The organism is Inquilinus sp. CA228, assembly GCF_052078665.1.
Taxonomy (GTDB): domain Bacteria; phylum Pseudomonadota; class Alphaproteobacteria; order DSM-16000; family Inquilinaceae; genus Inquilinus.
In genome coordinates this window covers 1-16,284 of the sequence record NZ_JBQJIK010000119.1, presented here as the reverse complement: position 1 = coordinate 16,284, position 16,284 = coordinate 1, and the positions used below count along the sequence as shown (strand labels likewise).

Annotated in this window: 13 protein-coding genes; 3 read left to right on the top strand and 10 right to left on the bottom strand. The window is 70.3% G+C overall.

Annotation, left to right across the window (positions count from 1 at the left end; genetic code table 11):
- Positions 1-134: 134 nt before the first annotated feature.
- Positions 135-2,141 (bottom strand): aminopeptidase P family protein, encoded by a 2,007-nt coding sequence (locus ACTOWL_RS35625; protein ID WP_441326051.1) that lies wholly within the window; start codon positions 2,139-2,141, stop codon positions 135-137.
- Between the two features lie 345 nt (positions 2,142-2,486).
- On the opposite strand from ACTOWL_RS35625, the gene ACTOWL_RS35620 reads away from it, so the two are divergent.
- The gene (locus tag ACTOWL_RS35620; RefSeq protein WP_441326050.1) at positions 2,487-2,741 is read left to right on the top strand and encodes a DUF1127 domain-containing protein; all 255 of its coding nucleotides are present in this window, start codon (positions 2,487-2,489) and stop codon (positions 2,739-2,741) included.
- A 9-nt stretch (positions 2,742-2,750) separates the two neighbouring features.
- Here ACTOWL_RS35620 and ACTOWL_RS35615 read toward each other — a convergent pair whose 3' ends face one another.
- The 3 genes from ACTOWL_RS35615 to ACTOWL_RS35605 form a co-directional block, all read right to left on the bottom strand.
- Complete coding sequence (locus tag ACTOWL_RS35615; protein WP_441326049.1) at positions 2,751-4,004, bottom strand: MFS transporter; 1,254 nt, start codon at positions 4,002-4,004, stop codon at positions 2,751-2,753.
- A 137-nt stretch (positions 4,005-4,141) separates the two neighbouring features.
- On the bottom strand, positions 4,142-5,500 hold the full coding sequence (locus tag ACTOWL_RS35610; protein ID WP_441326048.1) for a glycerophosphodiester phosphodiesterase family protein: 1,359 nt from the start codon (positions 5,498-5,500) through the stop codon (positions 4,142-4,144).
- 132 nt (positions 5,501-5,632) lie between these two features.
- Positions 5,633-6,523, bottom strand: a complete 891-nt coding sequence (locus ACTOWL_RS35605) for a 50S ribosomal protein L11 methyltransferase (RefSeq protein ID WP_441326047.1) — start codon at positions 6,521-6,523, stop codon at positions 5,633-5,635.
- Between the two features lie 232 nt (positions 6,524-6,755).
- On the opposite strand from ACTOWL_RS35605, the gene ACTOWL_RS35600 reads away from it, so the two are divergent.
- A complete protein-coding gene (locus ACTOWL_RS35600) occupies positions 6,756-7,778 on the top strand; it encodes a lipase family protein (RefSeq protein ID WP_441326046.1) in 1,023 nt (340 codons plus the stop codon).
- Positions 7,779-7,788: 10 nt separating this feature from the next.
- Here the strand turns inward: ACTOWL_RS35600 and ACTOWL_RS35595 are convergent, their stop codons facing one another.
- From ACTOWL_RS35595 to ACTOWL_RS35570, 6 genes are all read right to left on the bottom strand, one after another.
- Positions 7,789-9,693 carry a S9 family peptidase gene (locus ACTOWL_RS35595; protein ID WP_441326045.1) on the bottom strand — a complete coding sequence of 635 codons (1,905 nt, stop codon included), beginning with the start codon at positions 9,691-9,693 and terminating at the stop codon, positions 7,789-7,791.
- A 68-nt stretch (positions 9,694-9,761) separates the two neighbouring features.
- On the bottom strand, positions 9,762-10,757 hold the full coding sequence (locus ACTOWL_RS35590; protein WP_441326044.1) for an ABC transporter ATP-binding protein: 996 nt from the start codon (positions 10,755-10,757) through the stop codon (positions 9,762-9,764).
- Positions 10,754-11,749 carry an ABC transporter ATP-binding protein gene (locus tag ACTOWL_RS35585; protein ID WP_441326043.1) on the bottom strand — a complete coding sequence of 332 codons (996 nt, stop codon included), beginning with the start codon at positions 11,747-11,749 and terminating at the stop codon, positions 10,754-10,756. Before ACTOWL_RS35585 ends, ACTOWL_RS35590 begins: the two co-directional genes overlap by 4 nt.
- The gene (locus ACTOWL_RS35580; RefSeq protein ID WP_441326042.1) at positions 11,739-12,629 is read right to left on the bottom strand and encodes an ABC transporter permease; all 891 of its coding nucleotides are present in this window, start codon (positions 12,627-12,629) and stop codon (positions 11,739-11,741) included. The genes ACTOWL_RS35585 and ACTOWL_RS35580 overlap by 11 nt, the downstream gene beginning before the upstream one ends.
- The gene (locus ACTOWL_RS35575) at positions 12,626-13,543 is read right to left on the bottom strand and encodes an ABC transporter permease (protein ID WP_441326041.1); all 918 of its coding nucleotides are present in this window, start codon (positions 13,541-13,543) and stop codon (positions 12,626-12,628) included. Before ACTOWL_RS35575 ends, ACTOWL_RS35580 begins: the two co-directional genes overlap by 4 nt.
- A gap of 113 nt (positions 13,544-13,656) precedes the next feature.
- Positions 13,657-15,267 (bottom strand): peptide ABC transporter substrate-binding protein, encoded by a 1,611-nt coding sequence (locus ACTOWL_RS35570; protein WP_441326040.1) that lies wholly within the window; start codon positions 15,265-15,267, stop codon positions 13,657-13,659.
- A 275-nt stretch (positions 15,268-15,542) separates the two neighbouring features.
- Here ACTOWL_RS35570 and ACTOWL_RS35565 point away from each other — a divergent pair.
- On the top strand, positions 15,543-16,284 hold a 742-nt coding region (locus ACTOWL_RS35565), incomplete at its 3' end, for an alcohol dehydrogenase catalytic domain-containing protein (protein WP_441326039.1).

The following is a 16,284-nucleotide window of genomic DNA, read 5'->3' as shown; positions in this document are numbered from 1 at the left end:
CTTCAGGCCCTCGGCCTCGCCTCCGTCGCCGACCCGCTCACCGCTTAATCCCCCGAACCGCCGGATACGGACCCGTATGTCCGGTGGTGTGGGAGGGGGGAGCCGCGAGGCTTCCCCCTATCCCGATCGGTCCCCTATCCCACCGGCCGCGTGGCCTGCTCCAGCCAGGTGCGGTCCTCGCCGTCCAGCTGCGGGCCGACGATGTCGCGCACCTTGGCGTGGTAGGCGTCCAGCCAAGCGCGCTCGTCCGGGGTCAGCAGCGCCGCGTCGACCAGGGCCAGGTCGATCGGGGCGAAGGTGATGGTCTCGAACTCGTAGAAGGTCCGGGTCTCGTCGGAGAGTTCCGCGCAGGGCTGCACCACCACCAGCGTCTCGGTGCGGATGCCGTAGCGGCCGGCGGCGTAGTAGCCGGGCTCGTTCGACAGGATCATGCCCGGCTCCAGCGCGATCGTGTTCGGCGTCTTGGCGATCCGCGCCGGCCCCTCATGCACGCTGAGATAGCTGCCGACGCCATGGCCGGTGCCGTGGTCGTAGTCCAGCCCGTGCTCCCACAGCGGCCGGCGGGCGAAGGCGTCGATCTGCGATCCGGTGGTGCCCTTGGGGAAGCGCGCGGTCGAGATCGCGATGTGGCCCTTCAGCACCAAAGTGAAGGTGCGCCGCATCTCCTCGGTCGGGGTGCCGACGATGACGGTGCGGGTGATGTCGGTGGTGCCGTCGCGGTACTGCCCGCCGCTGTCGACCAGATAGACATTGCCCGGCTCGATCCGCCGGTTGCTCTCGGCGCTGAAGCGGTAATGCGGCAGGGCGGCGTTCGGGCCGGCGGCCGAGATGGTGTCGAAGCTGAGATCGCGCAGTTCCCCGGTGGCGACCCGGAACTCCAGCAGCCTGGCGGCGGCGCCGGCCTCATCAAGCGCGCCGGACGGCGCCTCGCGCGACAGCCACGCGAGGAAGCGGCTGACCGCGGCGGCGTCGCGGCGATGGGCCTCGCGGGTGCCCTCCAGCTCGACCGCGTTCTTGCGGGCGCGGGGCAGGGCGCAGGGGTCGGCGCCGACATCGACCTTGGCGCCCTTCAGCCGGTCCTGCACCCAGGCGCTGGCCGAGGCGGCGTCGATCCGCACCGCCTTGCCGGCACGGCCCAGCCCCTCCAGCGCCTGGCCCAGCGTGCTCGGCGGCTGGATCGCCACCTCGTTGCCGAGATGGGTGTCGACCCCCGGCACCAGCTTGCGCCGGTCGATGAACAGGTCGACCAGCCCGTCGGCATGCAGCACGGCGAAGGACAGCGGCAGCGGCGTGTGCGGCACGTCGGCGCCGCGCAGGTTCAGCAGCCAGGCGACGCTTTCCGGCGCGCTCAGCACCACCGCGTCCAGCCGGTCGCGCCGCAGCGCCTCGGCCAGCTCGGCCCGCTTCTCCCGCGCATCCTGGCCGGCGACGTCCAGCGCCTGGACGATGGTGGGCGAGATCGGGGCCGGCGGCTGGTCGGTCCACAGCGCGTCGATCGGGTTCTCCTCGACCGCCACCAGCGAGGCGCCCGCGGCCTCGACCGCCTTCCGGGCCTTCTCGACCCAGGCGACGGTGACCAGGCGGGGGGCGTAGCCGGCGCGCCCGCCTTTCGGCAGCGCCTCGGCCAGCCAGGCCTCGTGCGGCTCCTGGTGCAGGTGCCGCCGCTCCCACAGCGCCGGGTCGGTCTGCTGCTCGGCCTGGATGGTGTAGCGGCCGTCGATGAAGATCGCCGCCCGCTCGGCGGTAACCACGGCGATGCCGGCGGAGCCGGTGAAGCCGGTCAGCCAGGCCAGCCGCTCGGCCCGGGCCGGCAGGTACTCGCCCTGATGCTCGTCGGCATGCGGCACGACATAGGCGTCGAGGCCCAGCCGGGCCAGCACGCCGCGCAGCGCGGCCAGCCGCTCCGCCGGCTTCGGGCCGGCCGGGCGGCGGGCGGCGGCGACCGCGGCCTTGGCGGCGCGCAGGCGCTTGGCCTGGGCCTCGGTGGCGCCCGGCACCGCCAGCTCCATCCATTCCCGGTCGTCCAGCGCCGCGGGCGCGGCGACCACGCCCTCCAGCAGCTCCTGCAGCCCGGCGGCGTCGTAGCGGCCGCCAGTGTCGGCAGCAGCGGCGGCGAGGGCATCGGCGAGATCGGTGGTCATCGGCAGCGCGTCCGTCAGCGGGGCGGCCCGGGCCTGGGCACCGGGCGGGATGAATCCTTATCGCGCATCGCGCTGGGCGGGGGAAGCGGCCGGGCACGATCCCGTTCAACCCCAGCGCGGCTGCGTACAGCGATATGTTGCTATGCACAAATTCGATATTGCAGTGCACAAGAAAGCGCGCATTGTATCAATCTGAGGCCGCCGTCCTGGCGATCCCTCCATCAACGACAATCTCGGAAACGTCTCCCGGAAGCTGCGCTCCTTCATGCCGTCACGGCGGGGCCGCGGCGGATGTTGCAACGCAATAACCTGCGTCAGCAGGAAGCGGAAACACGGGACACGATCATGGGATACCAGCTTCTCGCCACCCTCATCCGCGGCTTCTTCCGGATCCGGGGCGGCATCGACCGCAGCCTGACCTATCACGAGCTGATGGAGCTGACCGACCGGCAGCTCGAGGACATCGGCCTGACTCGCAACCTGATCGAGACGGTGCTGGTGCAGGGCGACGACGACGTCGCCGCCATGCTGCCGGAAGGCGCCGTGCGTGCCTCGCTGCAGCGCGCCGCCAACGCCAACCGGCTCGCCAGCGTGGCCTGACCGGCCTGATCAGCCCTTGTTCGGCTCGGCGGCGGGCGTCTCCGGCGCCCGCGGGTCGAGCCCGATGGCGCCCTGGGTCGCCGGCTGCACCGACACGAAGCCCGGCCGCGACTCGGCCGGGGCGCGCGCCCGCTGCCCCATGCGGTAGAGGGTGAAGGCCACCAGCACCACGTTCACCGCGCCGACGAAGGCGAACAGAGTCGGAGTGCCCAGCTGCACCATCAGCAGGCTGGCCGGCACCGGGCCGACCACCGCGCCGATGGCGTAGATCAGCAGCAGGCCGCTCGAGGTCTCGACGAACTCCCCGGCCCGGACCTGGTCGAAGGTGTGCGCCAGGGCCAGCGGGTACAGCGGCAGCGAGAAGGCGCCGTACAGGAAGGCCAGGCCGATCACCGCCGCCTCCGGCAGCCAGTCGACCGCCAGCAGTGCCGTGCCGGCGGCCGCGGTGCCGATGCCCGAGATCACGATCGTCCAGCGCCGGTCGACCCGGTCGGACAGCCGGCCCAGCGGCCACTGCCCGGCGGCGCCGCCCAGCACGGCCGCGCTCATGAACAGCGCCACGGTCGCGGCGTCGAAGCCGCGCGCCTGGGCGAAGACCGGCCCCAGCGACCAGAAGGCGGCGTTGCCGATGCCGACCACCAGGCAGGCGGCGGCCCCGACCGGCGAGGTCGCGACCAGCCGGGCCAGCCGCAGCCGCACCGCCTCGGGCACCGGCGGCGCCGCCACCCGGGTCATCGCGACCGGCAGCACCGCCAGGCAGATCATGATCGCGATCCAGGTGAAGGCGGCCATCGGGTTGCCGGTCTCCACCCCCAGCAGCATCTGGCCGATGGTGATCGCGAGCAGGGTGACGATGGTGTAGAGCGACAGCACCGTGCCGCGGGTGCGGCTGGTCGCCTGCTCGTTCAGCCAGCTCTCGATCACCATGAACACGACGGCGAAGCAGAAGCCGGTGCCGCCGCGCAGCACGATCCAGGGCGCCGGATGGACATATTGCGGGAAGGACAGGGCGACCGCCGCCGCCAGCGCCGCCACCGCCGCGAAGGTGCGGACATGGCCGGCGCGGCGCACCAGATGCGGGCCCAGCAGGCAGCCCAGCACGAAGCCGGCATAGTAGCCGGAGCCGAGCAGGCCGGTGACCACGGTGCCGAAGCCGGCATCGGTCGCCCGCACCGCCACCAGCACCGCCTGCAGCCCGTTGCCGCACAGCATCAGCCCGACCCCGGCCAGGAGCGCGGCGACGGAGGAGAGGACGGCGGACATGGGATGGACCTCGGCGGCACCGGCGGCGGAGAATCCCGCCGCCGGAACCCCAGCCTAGGCCGGCCGAGGGCCGCGATTTTGTCCGAAAGCGACAGCCGCTGCAGCCGGTGCGCTGCGCTGCCGCTCCCGGCCAGGGATCAGCGGCCCAGTTCGTGCAGATAGGCGGTGCGGGCGGCCACCCCGGCATTGGTGAAGTCGGTGAACACGCCGTCGACGCCGAGGCGGAAGAACTTCAGGTACTCGGCCTGCGGGTCGCCCTGGTAGTCGCCGGCCAGGTACTTGCCTTCGTTGCGGAAGGTGAAGACATGGACGAACAGCCCGGCCTTGTGCGCGTCGGCGACCAGGCTGGTCGGCGGCTGGGTCGTGGCCTGCGTGGTCGACCCGGTGAAGGCGGTGCCGTCCGCGTTCCTGTCCTTCCAGGGCGTGATCTTCAGCGGCACGATCTGCGGCTTCCACGGCCCGATGCCGTCGGCATAGGTCTTGATCTCGGCCAGGCCCGCCGGGGTCAGCATGGCGTCGAACCAGCGCGGGTCGCCGGCCACGGTCCAGTCATAGGGCCGGCTGTCGACGACCTCGTTATAGACCACGGCGCCGGTCTTGAAGTCGACGTCGTAGCCGTCGATCAGCTGCACCACCTTGGTCTTCAGCCCGTGGGCCCGCAGGTATGTCAGGCTGCTCGGCTCGAAGCTCTGCACGAAGATCGGCGCGTCCTTGGCGTTCAGCCCGTTGGCGTCGAGGATCTTCAGCAGCGCATCCTCCAGCGGCCGGCTGCCCGGCGCGCCGCAGCCATTGGCGATCGCCTGCGCGTCGTTCCAGGTCGGGTTCTTGGTCTCGGGATAGACCGAGATGGTCCGGCCGGTCTCCTGGCTCTTGGCCTTGGCGATGTCGATGATCTCCTGGAAGCTCAGGATCGGGAACTTGCCGTTGAACTCCTTCGGCCGCTCGGCTGCGGCGTCGAAGGTGGTGCCGCCCAGCCACTGCTTCAGCTCGGCCAGGGTGAAGTCGGTGATGGCCCAGTCGCCGGTGTGGTCCTCGCCGTCGACGATCAGCGACTTCAGCACCGACTTTGGATCCTTCGGATCGGTCAGGTCGGTCAGGTAGTCCGACGGGCCGCTGGTCGGGGTCTGGGTCCAGGCGACCTTGGCCATGACGCCCGGCACGGTGCGCTTGCGGGACGCGACCTCCGGGTTGGTCTTCGCCACCTCGGCGATGTTGGTGTTGTCGCTCAGCCAGGGATTGTGCCGGGCCACCAGGACGCAGTCCCTGGTCAGGTGCAGGTCCTCCTCCAGCGCGTCGGTGCCGAGCGCCGCGGCCATGTCGTAGGAGGGCTGGGTCTCCTCCGGCATCAGGCCGGGCAGGCCGCGATGGCCGACCACCAGCGGCGGCTTGCCGTCGAGAGTCTGGAAGGGCTGCGGATCGGCGGCGAGGATGGTGCGGCCGCCGGCAATCAGGGCGGCGGCGAGGGCGATCAGCGAGGCGGAGCGGAAGCTTCCCATGCGGGGCGACCTTTGTCCTGGGGCAGGGGGAAAAGAGGGCCCAGGCTAGAGCGCCGGAATGACGCATCCGTGACTCCGCCGCCGGAATCCGCGCCGCCGAAGATGAAGAATTGGCAATGTTCGGGGCGGCGATCAGCCCAAAATGAGCGTCGGCCAGCCGCGGATCGGGATCTTGTCCGCCAGGCTCAGGCGCTGCAGCCGGTGCGCCCCCAGCACCTGGGGCGCCTGGCGGTCCAGCAGCCCGGCCAGGATCGCTACCCCGCCCGGCGCCAGGTTGCGGCGCAGATCGGCCGCCATGCTCATCAGCGGCCGGGCCAGGATGTTGGCGATGATCAGGTCGTAGGGGCCGTGCTCCGCCACCACCCGGCTGGCATAGCCGTTCGAGACCACGGCGGTGACCCGGTCCGACAGCTGGTTGATCCGGGCGTTGATCCGGGTGACGCGGATCGATTCCGGGTCGATGTCGGCGGCCAGCACCGGGGCGTGGAACAGCCGGGCGGCGGCGAAGGACAGGATGCCGGTGCCGCAGCCCATGTCGAGGACGCGGCGGAAGCGGCGGCGGCGCGACAGCCGGTCCAGCGCCCGCAGGCAGCCCTCGGTGGTCGGATGCTCGCCGGAGCCGAAGGCGGTGGCGGCGTCGATGCACAGCGGGATGGTGCCGGGCGGCGGCGGCTCCTCGATATGCGAGCCATGGATGAAGAAGCGGCCGATGCGCAGCGGCGGGAAGGCCTGGTAGGTGGCGGCCAGCCAGTCGGTCGGCGGCACCTTCTCCACCACCGGCGACGGCAGCGTCGTGCCCAGCATCGCCGCCACCAGGGCCAGCCGTGCGGCCAGCGCCGCCTCGTCCGGCGGGGTGCGGTCGATGCCCTCGATCACCCAGTTGCCGCCATCCTCGATCTCGAAGGCGGCGACCGAGGCGAAGGCGTCGTCGAAGGCGGTCTGCACGGCATCGCCGATCTCGGGGCTGACGACGATGCTGGTGCGCCAGGCGGACGCGGCTTCGGAAGGGACGGTGCGGCTCATCAAGGTCCAACGGGCAGGGGTCTGTGCTCGGCCGCACAGTATCGGGCCGGCCGCCGGTTTGCATCCGCGATGTCGCCACCTATCCGTTCAGGCGATTTGATCGATATTTTCCACAACTTATAGGTGTTGACGCCAGCCGTTGCCGTGAGCGGTCATGAGGCCGCCCGGCCCGCATTCTCCGCGCTGGCGAATGGCCGGCGCGTCGACATCCGCGCGGACATCAGGAGGCGTCATGACACCCCAGGAGATCAAGCAGGGTGCCGTCGGCGAGGGCGGCATTTCGGCCACTCCCTTCGCGATCAGCTATCTGCAGCTGTGCCAGATCTCGTATTTCCAGACCGACCAGATCGCCGAGGCCATGCCCTCGGTGCCGCCGCCGGGGGAAAGCGCGCCGGATCCCTCGACCGGCAGCTGGAGCGTCGTCTGGGGTCCGGCCAAGGACTGGGACGACAGCAACCTCGCCTATGCCGCCGCCTACACCGATGCGGCGTCGAATGTGCCGGTGCTGCTGGTCGTCTGCCTGCGCGGCACCGACGTCCATGTCGACGACCCCTGGGGCATCCTCAAGCAGCTGTTCGAGGACCTGCGGGTGCCCGACCAGGTGGCGCTGCCCTGGGCACCGACCAGCACGGCGCGGATCGCCAAGGGCACCCTCTCCGCCCTCGACGTCATCCAGAAGCTCAGCTCGAACGGCCAGAGCCTGTCGGACTTCGTGACCAGCTATCTCAACAATTCGGCGAACCAGTCGCCGGTGCTGATCGTCACCGGCCACAGCCTGGGCGGCGCCCTGACCACCGTGGTCGCGCCGTGGCTGCAGAGCCTCGGCAGCATCACCACCCCGATCGTGCCGGCCACCTTCGCCGCGCCGACCGTCGGCAACGCGGATTTCGCCACGCTGTTCGGCACCGACTTCAGCTACTCGCTGCGCTACTGGAACGACTACGACATCGTCCCGCACGCCTGGTGGGACCTGCCTGGCATGGCGACGATCTACCAGCCCTGCAACCTGACGCCGCCCGGCTTCGTGACCGACGGTCTGACCCATTTCGAGAACAAGCTGAAGGGCATCAGCTACGCCCAGCCGGCGGCCAACACCCAGCTGTCCGGCTCCTGCAGCAGCCTGGGCACCAGCTGGGTCGACCAGGCCGGCGGGCAGCACAGCACCCACACCTACATGGCCCCGCTGGGCGGTGTGAACATCATGCCGCCCAGTGGAGTCGGGGTGCCCTCGATCGTCGACTACAAGCCGACCTGACCGGGGCCGCTCACGACCCGTCGGCGGCCGTAGCCAGGGCCGCCGACGTGCCCGGGCCGGAGGGGGCGCCTGGCCCGAAGGCCGCGGCGAAGAAGGCGATCAGCCGCTCATACAGCACCCGGCAGTTGCCCGGCTTGACGATGCCGTGGCCCTCGTCCGGGAACAGCAGCGTCTCATAGGGAATGCCGCGGGCGTCCAGCGCCGCCCGCATGATCTCGACATGCTCCGGCGTCACATTCGGGTCGGTCAGGCCCTGGATGATCAGCAAGCGCCCCTCGATCCGGTCGACGGCATGGATCGGCGACCGCTCGCGGTATTTCTCGGGCAACTCGTCCGGCGTGCCGCCCATCATCGCCTCGGAATAGGGGCGCAGGTCCGGCCGGGTGGTCCAGTAGTCGGTGACCAGGTCGGTCATGCCGCAGATCGGCGCCGAGGCCGCGATGATCTCACGGGGGAAATGGGTGATCGCCCACCAGGCGGAATAGCCGCCATAGGACAGGCCGGTGATGCCGACCCGGCCCGGCTGCGCCAGCCCGGCATTCATCAGCGCCAGGATGCCGGTGCGGATGTCCTCCTGCTCCCGCCCGCCCCAGCCATCGGCCTTGATCGCCTCCTGGAAGGCGAGGCCCAGCCCGGTGCTGCCGCGATAGTTCGGCTGCAGCACATGGAAGCCGGCGCGGCACAGCGCCTGCGGGATGGGATCGAAGCGGCCGTCGTAATGCGCGGTCGGGCCGCCATGGACATGGATCACGGCGCCGCGGGCCTCGCCCTTGGCGCGGTAGAGCCAGCCCTGGATGCGCAACCCGTCGATCGAATGCCACCAGAAGGGCTCGGCCGGGCTCAGCTCCGCCGGGTCGGGCAGCGACCCCTCGGGCAGCGGCGTCAGCTCATGCGCGGTCAAGAGGTCCGGCGCCTCGGCCGCCAGGGTGACGATCGACGTCGGCGCCGTGGCCCGGCCGCGCTCCACCACCCAGCGGCCGTCGGGCAGCGGCGCGATCGGCCGCAGGATGTCGCCGCCGCGGAACACCGGGGCATAGGCGCCGGTCGAGACTCTCAGGAACCCGGCCTCGTCCCGCGCGGCGCTGGATTCGATCACCACCAGCAGGTCGCCATCGGCCTGGGGCGGCCAGCGCACATGCTCGACCGGGATGGCTGGGCTATCGATCAGCCAGCGCAGCTCGTCGGTGGCGAGGTCGATCAGCCCCAGCCGCTTGTGCGACGGCCCCTCGGCGACGAAGGCCACGCGAAGCCCGTCCGGCGACCACACGCCCTCGGCCTTGGCCGGGCCGCCGGGGTTGTACAGCTCGCGGTCCGCGCCGGTCTCCAGGTCGTAGACCCACAGCGCCCGGCCGCTCGGGTGGTGGTCGTTGCGCAGATACAGGATGCGGCGCCCGGTCGGGTCCAGCTTCGGCATCAGCTTGCAGGACCGCAGTGGCGAGGCCAAAGCGCGCTGCGCCCCGGTCGCGATGTCGTGCTCGTACAGGTGCAGGATGTCGCCGCCCAGCCCGGTGGCCGGGTCGCGGCTGGCGGCATAGACCAGCCGCCGCCCGTCGGGGTGCTGCTGGGCGGTGTAGACGTAGTAGCCCGGCCGGTCCGGCAGCAGCGCCTCCGCCGGTCGCGCCGGGTCGAGCCACACCCGCTGCAGCCCGACCTGCTCCTCGCCGTCGCGGCGGCGGGCGACGATCAGCGCCAGGCTGTCCGGCGCCCAGCTGAAGCTCTCGCAATCCCAGCCGGACCAGGGCTCCAGCAGCAGGCGCGGCGGCGCATCGCCGGCGGTCGGGGCGACCCAGGGGCCGTTGCCCTCGGCCTTGCCGTTCCACAGCCAGGCCACCCAGCGCCCATCCGGCGACGCGGCCGGGAACAGCAGCCGCGGCGCGGCGATCAGGCGGTCGAGGAAGCTGGGATCGATGCTCATGACAGAAATGCTACCCCAACGGCGGCTGATCGAGATATGGCGCCGGACGCATGGCGGGCGCGGCGGGGTCAGGCCGGGACGCCGGCCAGCTCCTCGATCCGGTGGCAGGCGGCGCGGTGGCCGGGGCCGAAGTCGCGCAGCACCGGCGCGGCCCGGGCACACAGGTCGACGGCATGCGGGCAGCGGGTGCGGAAGGCGCAGCCGGAGGGCGGGTTGATTGGCGACGGCGTGTCGCCCTGCAGCACCACCCGCCGGCGCTGCCGCGCCCGCACCGGGTCCGGCACCGGCACGGCGGAGAGCAGCGCCTGGGCATAGGGGTGCAGCGGCCGGGCGAAGAAGGCGTCGCGGCCGGCGATCTCCGCCTCCCGCCCCAGATACAGCACCATCACCCGGTCGCTGATGTGCCGCACCACGCTCATATTGTGCGAGATGAAGATCAGCGCCATGCCCATCTCCCGCCGCAGCCGCATCAGCAGGTTGACGATCTGCGCCTGGATCGAGACGTCCAGCGCCGACACCGGCTCGTCGCAGACGATCAGCTTCGGCCGCAGGATGATGGCGCGGGCGATGCCGATGCGCTGGCACTGGCCGCCGGAGAACTCATGCGGGTAGCGGTGGGCCAGGGCAGGGGACAGGCCGACCTGGCGCATCGCCTCGTTCACCCGGGCCGCGACCTCGGCCCGCTTCAGCTCGGGGTGGAAGGTGCGCAGCGGCCGGCCGATGATCTGCGCCACGGTCATGCGCGGGTCCAGCGAGGCCAGCGGGTCCTGGAAGATGATCTGCATGTCCCGCCGCCGCGGCCGCAGCGCATCCTCGGGCAGGCCGGTCACGTCGCTGCCGCTCCAGGCGATGGTGCCGGCGGTGGGCGGGATCAGCTTCAGCACGGCTCGGCCCAGGGTGGACTTGCCGCAGCCGGATTCGCCGACGATCGCCAACACCTCGCCGGGGGCCAGGTCGAAGGACACGTCGTCCACCGCCTTCACCATCAGCGGCGGCCCGCCCAGCAGCCCGGTCGAGAGCGGGAAATGGACCTTCAGGTTGCGGACCGACAGCACCGGAATCATGGCACCAGCTCCGGCACGGCGGCGGGCTGCGGCAACGGCCGGTGGCAGGCGACGAAGCCGTTCGCGGCGGGGAGCAGCGGCGGCATTGTGGCGGTGCAGGCCTCGACCCTTCGGTCGCAGCGCGGGGCGAAGGGGCAGCCCGGCAGGTCGCCCGCGGCGGCGCGCGGCTGGCCCGGGATCACCCGCAGCTCGCCATCGCGGCCCTCCAGGTCCGGCGTCGAATCCAGCAGGCCGCGCGTGTAGGGATGAGCCGGTGACGCGAACAGCGGGTCGACCGGCGCCGCCTCCATCACCTTGCCGCCATACAGCACCAGCACCCGGTCGCACATCTCGGCGACGACGCCGAGGTCGTGGGTCACCAGGATCACCGCCGTCCCCAGCTCGCGCACCAGGTCGCGCAGCAGGTCCAGCACCTGGGCCTGGACGGTGACGTCCAGCGCCGTGGTCGGCTCGTCGGCCAGCAGGATGCGCGGGTTGCACAAGAGGGCCATGGCGATCATCACCCGCTGGCGCATGCCGCCCGACAGCTGGTGCGGATACTGCCGCATGCGCTTCGCCGGATCGGGGATCTTCACCCGGTCCAGCATCCGGGTGGCCTTGTCCCAGGCCTCCTTCTTGCGCATGCCCTGGTGACGGATCAGCACCTCGGTCAGTTGCGCCCCGACCCGGTGATAGGGGTTCAGCGAGGTCATCGGGTCCTGGAAGATCATGGTCATGGCCGATCCGCGCAGCCGGTCCAGCCCGCGCCGGTCCAGCGCCAGCAGGTCCTGCCCCTCGAAGCGGATCTGGCCGGTGGCGGCGCCGTTGCCGGCCAAGAGGCCCATGATCGACAGCAGGATCTGGCTCTTGCCCGACCCGCTCTCGCCGACGATGCCCAACACCTCGCCGCGGCGGACCGTGAAGTCGACCCCGGCCACGGCGACGGCGTCGCCCCGGCGCATCCGGAAGCGGATCGCCAGGTCCTCGACGGAGAGGAGAGGATCAGCGCTCATTGGGGTCGAAGGCATCGCGCAGCCCGTCGGCGACGAAGTTCATGCAGAACAGGGTCAGGGCCAGGGCCAGCCCGGGCAGGATCAGCATGTGCGGGGCGGTCTCGATCTTGGCCTGGCCCTCGCTGATCAGCACGCCCCAGCTGGTCTCCGGCGCCTGCACGCCGAGGCCGAGGAAGCTGAGCAGGGATTCGCTCAGGATCACGTCCGGGATCAGCAGGCTGGAATAGACGATCACCACGCCGACGCAGTTCGGCATGATGTGCTTCAGCACGATCTGGCGCTTGGTCATGCCGCCGGCCCGCGCCGCCTCGATGAACTCGCGGTGGCGCAGGGCGATGGCCTGGGCGCGGACGATGCGCGACGGGGTCAGCCACAGCGACAGCACCACGGCGATGATCACGGCGGTGCTGCCGCGCCCCAGCGCCATGCTGATCAGGATGACCTGGAAGATGTAGGGGATGCCGTACAGCACGTCGACGAAGCGCATCATCACCTGGTCGACCACGCCGCCGAGGAACCCGGCGACCGATCCCCAGGTGACGCCGATGGCGACCGCGATCAGCGTGGCGACCAGGCCGATGATCAGCGACACCTGGCCGCCGGCCATGATCCGCAGCAGCAGGTCGCGGCCCAGATCGTCGGTGCCGAAGGGATAGGCCGAGAACAGGTCCATCGGCGCGTTCATCGCCTCGAAATTGGCGTCGTCGGGCTCGTAGCCGTACAGCAGCGGCCCGCCGAAGCAGACGATCACGATCAGCACCAGCACGACCAGGCTGGCCACGGCGGCCCGGTTGGCGCGGAACCGGCGCAGCGCCTCGCGCAGCGGGCTGACGCCCTCGGCGCCCTCTTCCTCGGGCGCGGCGAGATCGGCGGCGGTCATGCGCGCGACCTCGGGTCCAGCAGCATCTGCGCCACGTCGGTCACCATGTTGAACAGGATGATGCAGCCGCCATAGACCAGGGTGACCCCCATCACCATGGTGTAGTCGCGGCTGATCGCGCTCTCGACGAAGTAGCGGCCGATGCCGGGCACGGCGAAGATGGTCTCGATCACCATCGACCCGGTGATCAGCCCCGCGGTGGCGGGGCCGAGATAGGCGATCACCGGGATCATGGCGCCGCGGATGGCGTGGTGGGTCAGGACGCGCCATTCGCCCACGCCCTTGGCGCGGGCGGTGCGGATGTAGTTGCTGCGCAGCGTCTCGATCATCGCGCCGCGGGTCAGCCGGGCGACATAGGCGATGTTGGGCAGTGCCATGGCCACCACCGGCAGCACCATCGACCGCCACCCGCCGTCCCACCCGGCCACCGGCAGCAGGCTCAGCATCAGGGCGAAGACGATCTGCAGGATCGGCGCCATGACGAAGGTCGGCACCACGATGCCGCCCATGGCGACGGCGCTGACCAGGTTGTCGAGCGGGCCGTTGCGCCGCAGCGCCGCGACCACGCCCAGGGTGACACCGGCGACGGCGTAGAGCAGCGTCGCCCACAGCCCGATCTGCAGCGAGATCGGCAGGCCGTGGCCGATCAGCTGCGTCACCGTGTATTCGCGGTAGTACATCGACTGGCCGAAATCGAGCCGCGCGACATCGCCCAGGAAGCGCAGATATTGCTGCCACAGCGGCTCGTTCAGATGGAACTGCGCCTCCATCCGGGCGATCAGCGCCGGCGGCAGCTTCTTGTCGTCGTCGAAAGGACCGCCCGGCGCGAAGCGGATGACGAAGAAGGTGATCGTCGCCAGCGCGAACAGCGTCGGCACGCTGCCCAGCATGCGGCGAAGGACGGACAAGACCATCGGCCCTGGTGGCTCCCCTGTGGCCCGCTTTCCCGCGCGACCCTATTGAGATCCTCCCCCTCCCCCCGCGGGAGGGGGTAGGGGGAGGGGGTGTCGATCGAAGGACTCCGGCCTTACTTCTCGATGCTCAGATACTTCGACATCGGATGGCCGATCGGGTTGGCGCCCCAGCCCTTGACGTAGGTCTGGACCAGCAGGTTGTCGCTCGACACCGTGATCGGGATGAACACGTACTGGTCCAGCATGCGCTGCTCGGCCTGGCCCAGGATCTCGTAGAACTTGGCCTTGTCCGCGGCGGCGGCGTTGGCCTGGTCCATCAGCTTCTCGTATTCGTCGTCCTTCCAGTGGTAGCTGGGCGTGCCGGTGTAGCGCAGCGAGTCCAGCCAGGTCTTGGCCTGGGGATAGTCGCCGCCATAGCTGTCCATGCAGACCTGCCAGGTGCCGGTGTGCAGCTTTTCCAGCCAGGTCTTGACCTCGGTCAGGTCCAGCTTGGTGCGGACGCCGAGATTCTGCTTCCACATCGCGACGATGCCCTCGACCCGCCGCTTGCTGGCGGCGCTGGACGGGCCGATGATCTCGATCTCCAGCGGCTTGTCCGGGCCATAGCCGGCCTCGGCCAGCAGCTTCTTCGCCTCGGCCAGGCGCTCTTCCTTGCTCAGCCCCGCCTCCTCGACCTTGCCGGGCTTGTAGCTGGGGTCCTGGTTGATCGAGAAAGTATACATCGGCACGTTGCCGGCCTTCTCGATCCGCTCCTGCAGGAAGTCGCGGTCGATGGCGTAGGCCAGCGCCTTGCGCACGCGGATGTCGGACAGCGGGCCGGCATCGGGCTGGAAGCTCAGATACTTCATGCCCAGCGTCGGGTTCTGGTGCAGCTCCTGCGGCCGCTCGGCCTTCAGCTTCTCCAACTGCTCGACCGGCACCGTGATGGTCGAGTCCAGCTCGCCCGCCAGGTAGCGCTTCAGCTCGGTCGAGGCGTCCTCGGTGACGTGGTAGACGACCGTGTCGATCTTGACGTTGGCCGCATCCCAGTAGTTCGGGTTCTTGACCAGCACCACCTTCGACTGCGGCACGTATTCCTTCAGCATGTACGCGCCGTTGCCGACGAACAGCTCCGGCCTGGTGTAGTCCAGCTTGTTGCCGGCGGCCTTCAGGCTCGGCTCGTGCACCGGCGCCGTGGTGTGGAAGTCGAGGATATAGGGCGCGTCCGGCATCGGGTAGTCGAGCGTCAGCACCACCGTGCGGTCGTCCGGGGCCGCGGCGCCCAGCTGGCTCGTATCCTTCAGCGTGCCCTCGTTGAACGGCTTGCCGTTCTTGATCGGCAGGACCGAGGTCAGATAGTAGGCGTGGTTCGAGGCCATCGCCGGATCGAGTGCGCGGATGATGCCGCGCACGAAATCGCCCGCCACCATCGGGTCGCCGCTCGACCATTTCAGCCCCGGCCGCAGATGGAAGGTCCAGGTCAGGCCGTCGGCGCTGGTCTCCCACTTTTCCGCCGCGCCGGGCTGCGGGTTGCCCTGCGGGTCCAGCACCAGCAGCGCCTCGAACAGGTCGGCGACGATGTAGTTCTCGCGCGCGCCGGTGTTCAACTGCGGGTCGAGGGTCGACGGCGCGCTGCCGAAGCCGCGGTTCAGCACCGTCTCAGCCGCCGCTGGGCCGGACACTGCGCCGGCGGATACCGCCAGGCACAGGGCCAGGGCCATGGCCGATTTGTTCAGAAAGCTCATGCGATCCCCCAGATCTGTGATCCCCCCGCCGAGGCGGCGCCGCGGTCCCGGTCCGGCCGGGCCGTGCTTCTGTCGCCGTCCTGCCTCAAGCGTCTCGCGGGAACGTTCCGCCCCGCCGGTCGCGATTTGGGCAGGCGGCCGTCGCTCCTGACAAGGCACGAAAGCGACGGAGGCCTGAACTTCAGGTTATCGGGCGTAACCGCGGCATGTCGGGCCTGGGACTGGGCCGACCTGTCCGCTAGGGTTTCGCCCGACGATTCGCGAGGAGCCGGAAGATGAAGACGCGTGCCGCCGTAGCCGTCGCCGCAGGGAAGCCGCTGGAGATCCTGGAGGTGGACCTGGAGGGTCCGAAGTTCGGCGAGGTGCTGGTCGAGATCAAGGCGACCGGGATCTGCCACACCGACGAGTTCACGCTGTCGGGGGCGGATCCGGAAGGGCTGTTCCCGTCGATCCTGGGGCATGAGGGCGCGGGCATCGTCGTCGATGTCGGGCTTGGCGTGACCAGCCTGGCCAAGGGCGACCATGTGATCCCGCTGTACACGCCGGAATGCCGGCAGTGCCCGTCCTGCCTGTCGCGCAAGACCAACCTGTGCACGGCGATCCGCGCCACCCAGGGGCAGGGGCTGATGCCGGACGGCACCAGCCGGTTCTCGATCGGGAAGGAGAAGATCTTCCACTACATGGGCTGCTCGACCTTCTCGAACTTCACGGTGCTGCCGGAGATCGCGCTGGCCAAGGTCAACCCGGACGCGCCGTTCGACAAGATCTGCTACATCGGCTGCGGCGTGACGACCGGCATCGGTGCCGTGATCAACACGGCGAAGGTCGAGGAGGGCGCGACCGCGATCGTGTTCGGGCTCGGCGGCATCGGCCTGAACGTGATCCAGGGGCTGCGCCTGGCCGGGGCCGACATGATCATCGGCGTCGACCTGAACAACTCGAAGAAGGAATGGGGCGAGCGCTTCGGCATGACCCATTTCGTCAACCCGAGCGAGGTCGAGGGCGACCTGGTGCCGT

Excerpts from the sequence above, each read along its gene's own strand:
- ACTOWL_RS35605 (WP_441326047.1), bottom strand. The coding sequence starts at position 6,523 with ATGAGCCGCACCGTCCCTTCCGAAGCCGCGTCCGCCTGGCGCACCAGC.
- ACTOWL_RS35595 (WP_441326045.1), bottom strand. The coding sequence starts at position 9,693 with ATGAGCATCGATCCCAGCTTCCTCGACCGCCTGATCGCCGCGCCGCGG.
- ACTOWL_RS35570 (WP_441326040.1), bottom strand. The coding sequence starts at position 15,267 with ATGAGCTTTCTGAACAAATCGGCCATGGCCCTGGCCCTGTGCCTGGCG.
- ACTOWL_RS35585 (WP_441326043.1), bottom strand. The coding sequence starts at position 11,749 with ATGAGCGCTGATCCTCTCCTCTCCGTCGAGGACCTGGCGATCCGCTTC.
- ACTOWL_RS35575 (WP_441326041.1), bottom strand. The coding sequence starts at position 13,543 with ATGGTCTTGTCCGTCCTTCGCCGCATGCTGGGCAGCGTGCCGACGCTG.
- ACTOWL_RS35620 (WP_441326050.1), top strand. The coding sequence starts at position 2,487 with ATGGGATACCAGCTTCTCGCCACCCTCATCCGCGGCTTCTTCCGGATC.
- ACTOWL_RS35580 (WP_441326042.1), bottom strand. The coding sequence starts at position 12,629 with ATGACCGCCGCCGATCTCGCCGCGCCCGAGGAAGAGGGCGCCGAGGGC.
- ACTOWL_RS35615 (WP_441326049.1), bottom strand. The coding sequence starts at position 4,004 with ATGTCCGCCGTCCTCTCCTCCGTCGCCGCGCTCCTGGCCGGGGTCGGG.
- ACTOWL_RS35590 (WP_441326044.1), bottom strand. The coding sequence starts at position 10,757 with ATGATTCCGGTGCTGTCGGTCCGCAACCTGAAGGTCCATTTCCCGCTC.
- ACTOWL_RS35600 (WP_441326046.1), top strand. The coding sequence starts at position 6,756 with ATGACACCCCAGGAGATCAAGCAGGGTGCCGTCGGCGAGGGCGGCATT.
- ACTOWL_RS35625 (WP_441326051.1), bottom strand. The coding sequence starts at position 2,141 with ATGACCACCGATCTCGCCGATGCCCTCGCCGCCGCTGCTGCCGACACT.
- ACTOWL_RS35610 (WP_441326048.1), bottom strand. The coding sequence starts at position 5,500 with ATGGGAAGCTTCCGCTCCGCCTCGCTGATCGCCCTCGCCGCCGCCCTG.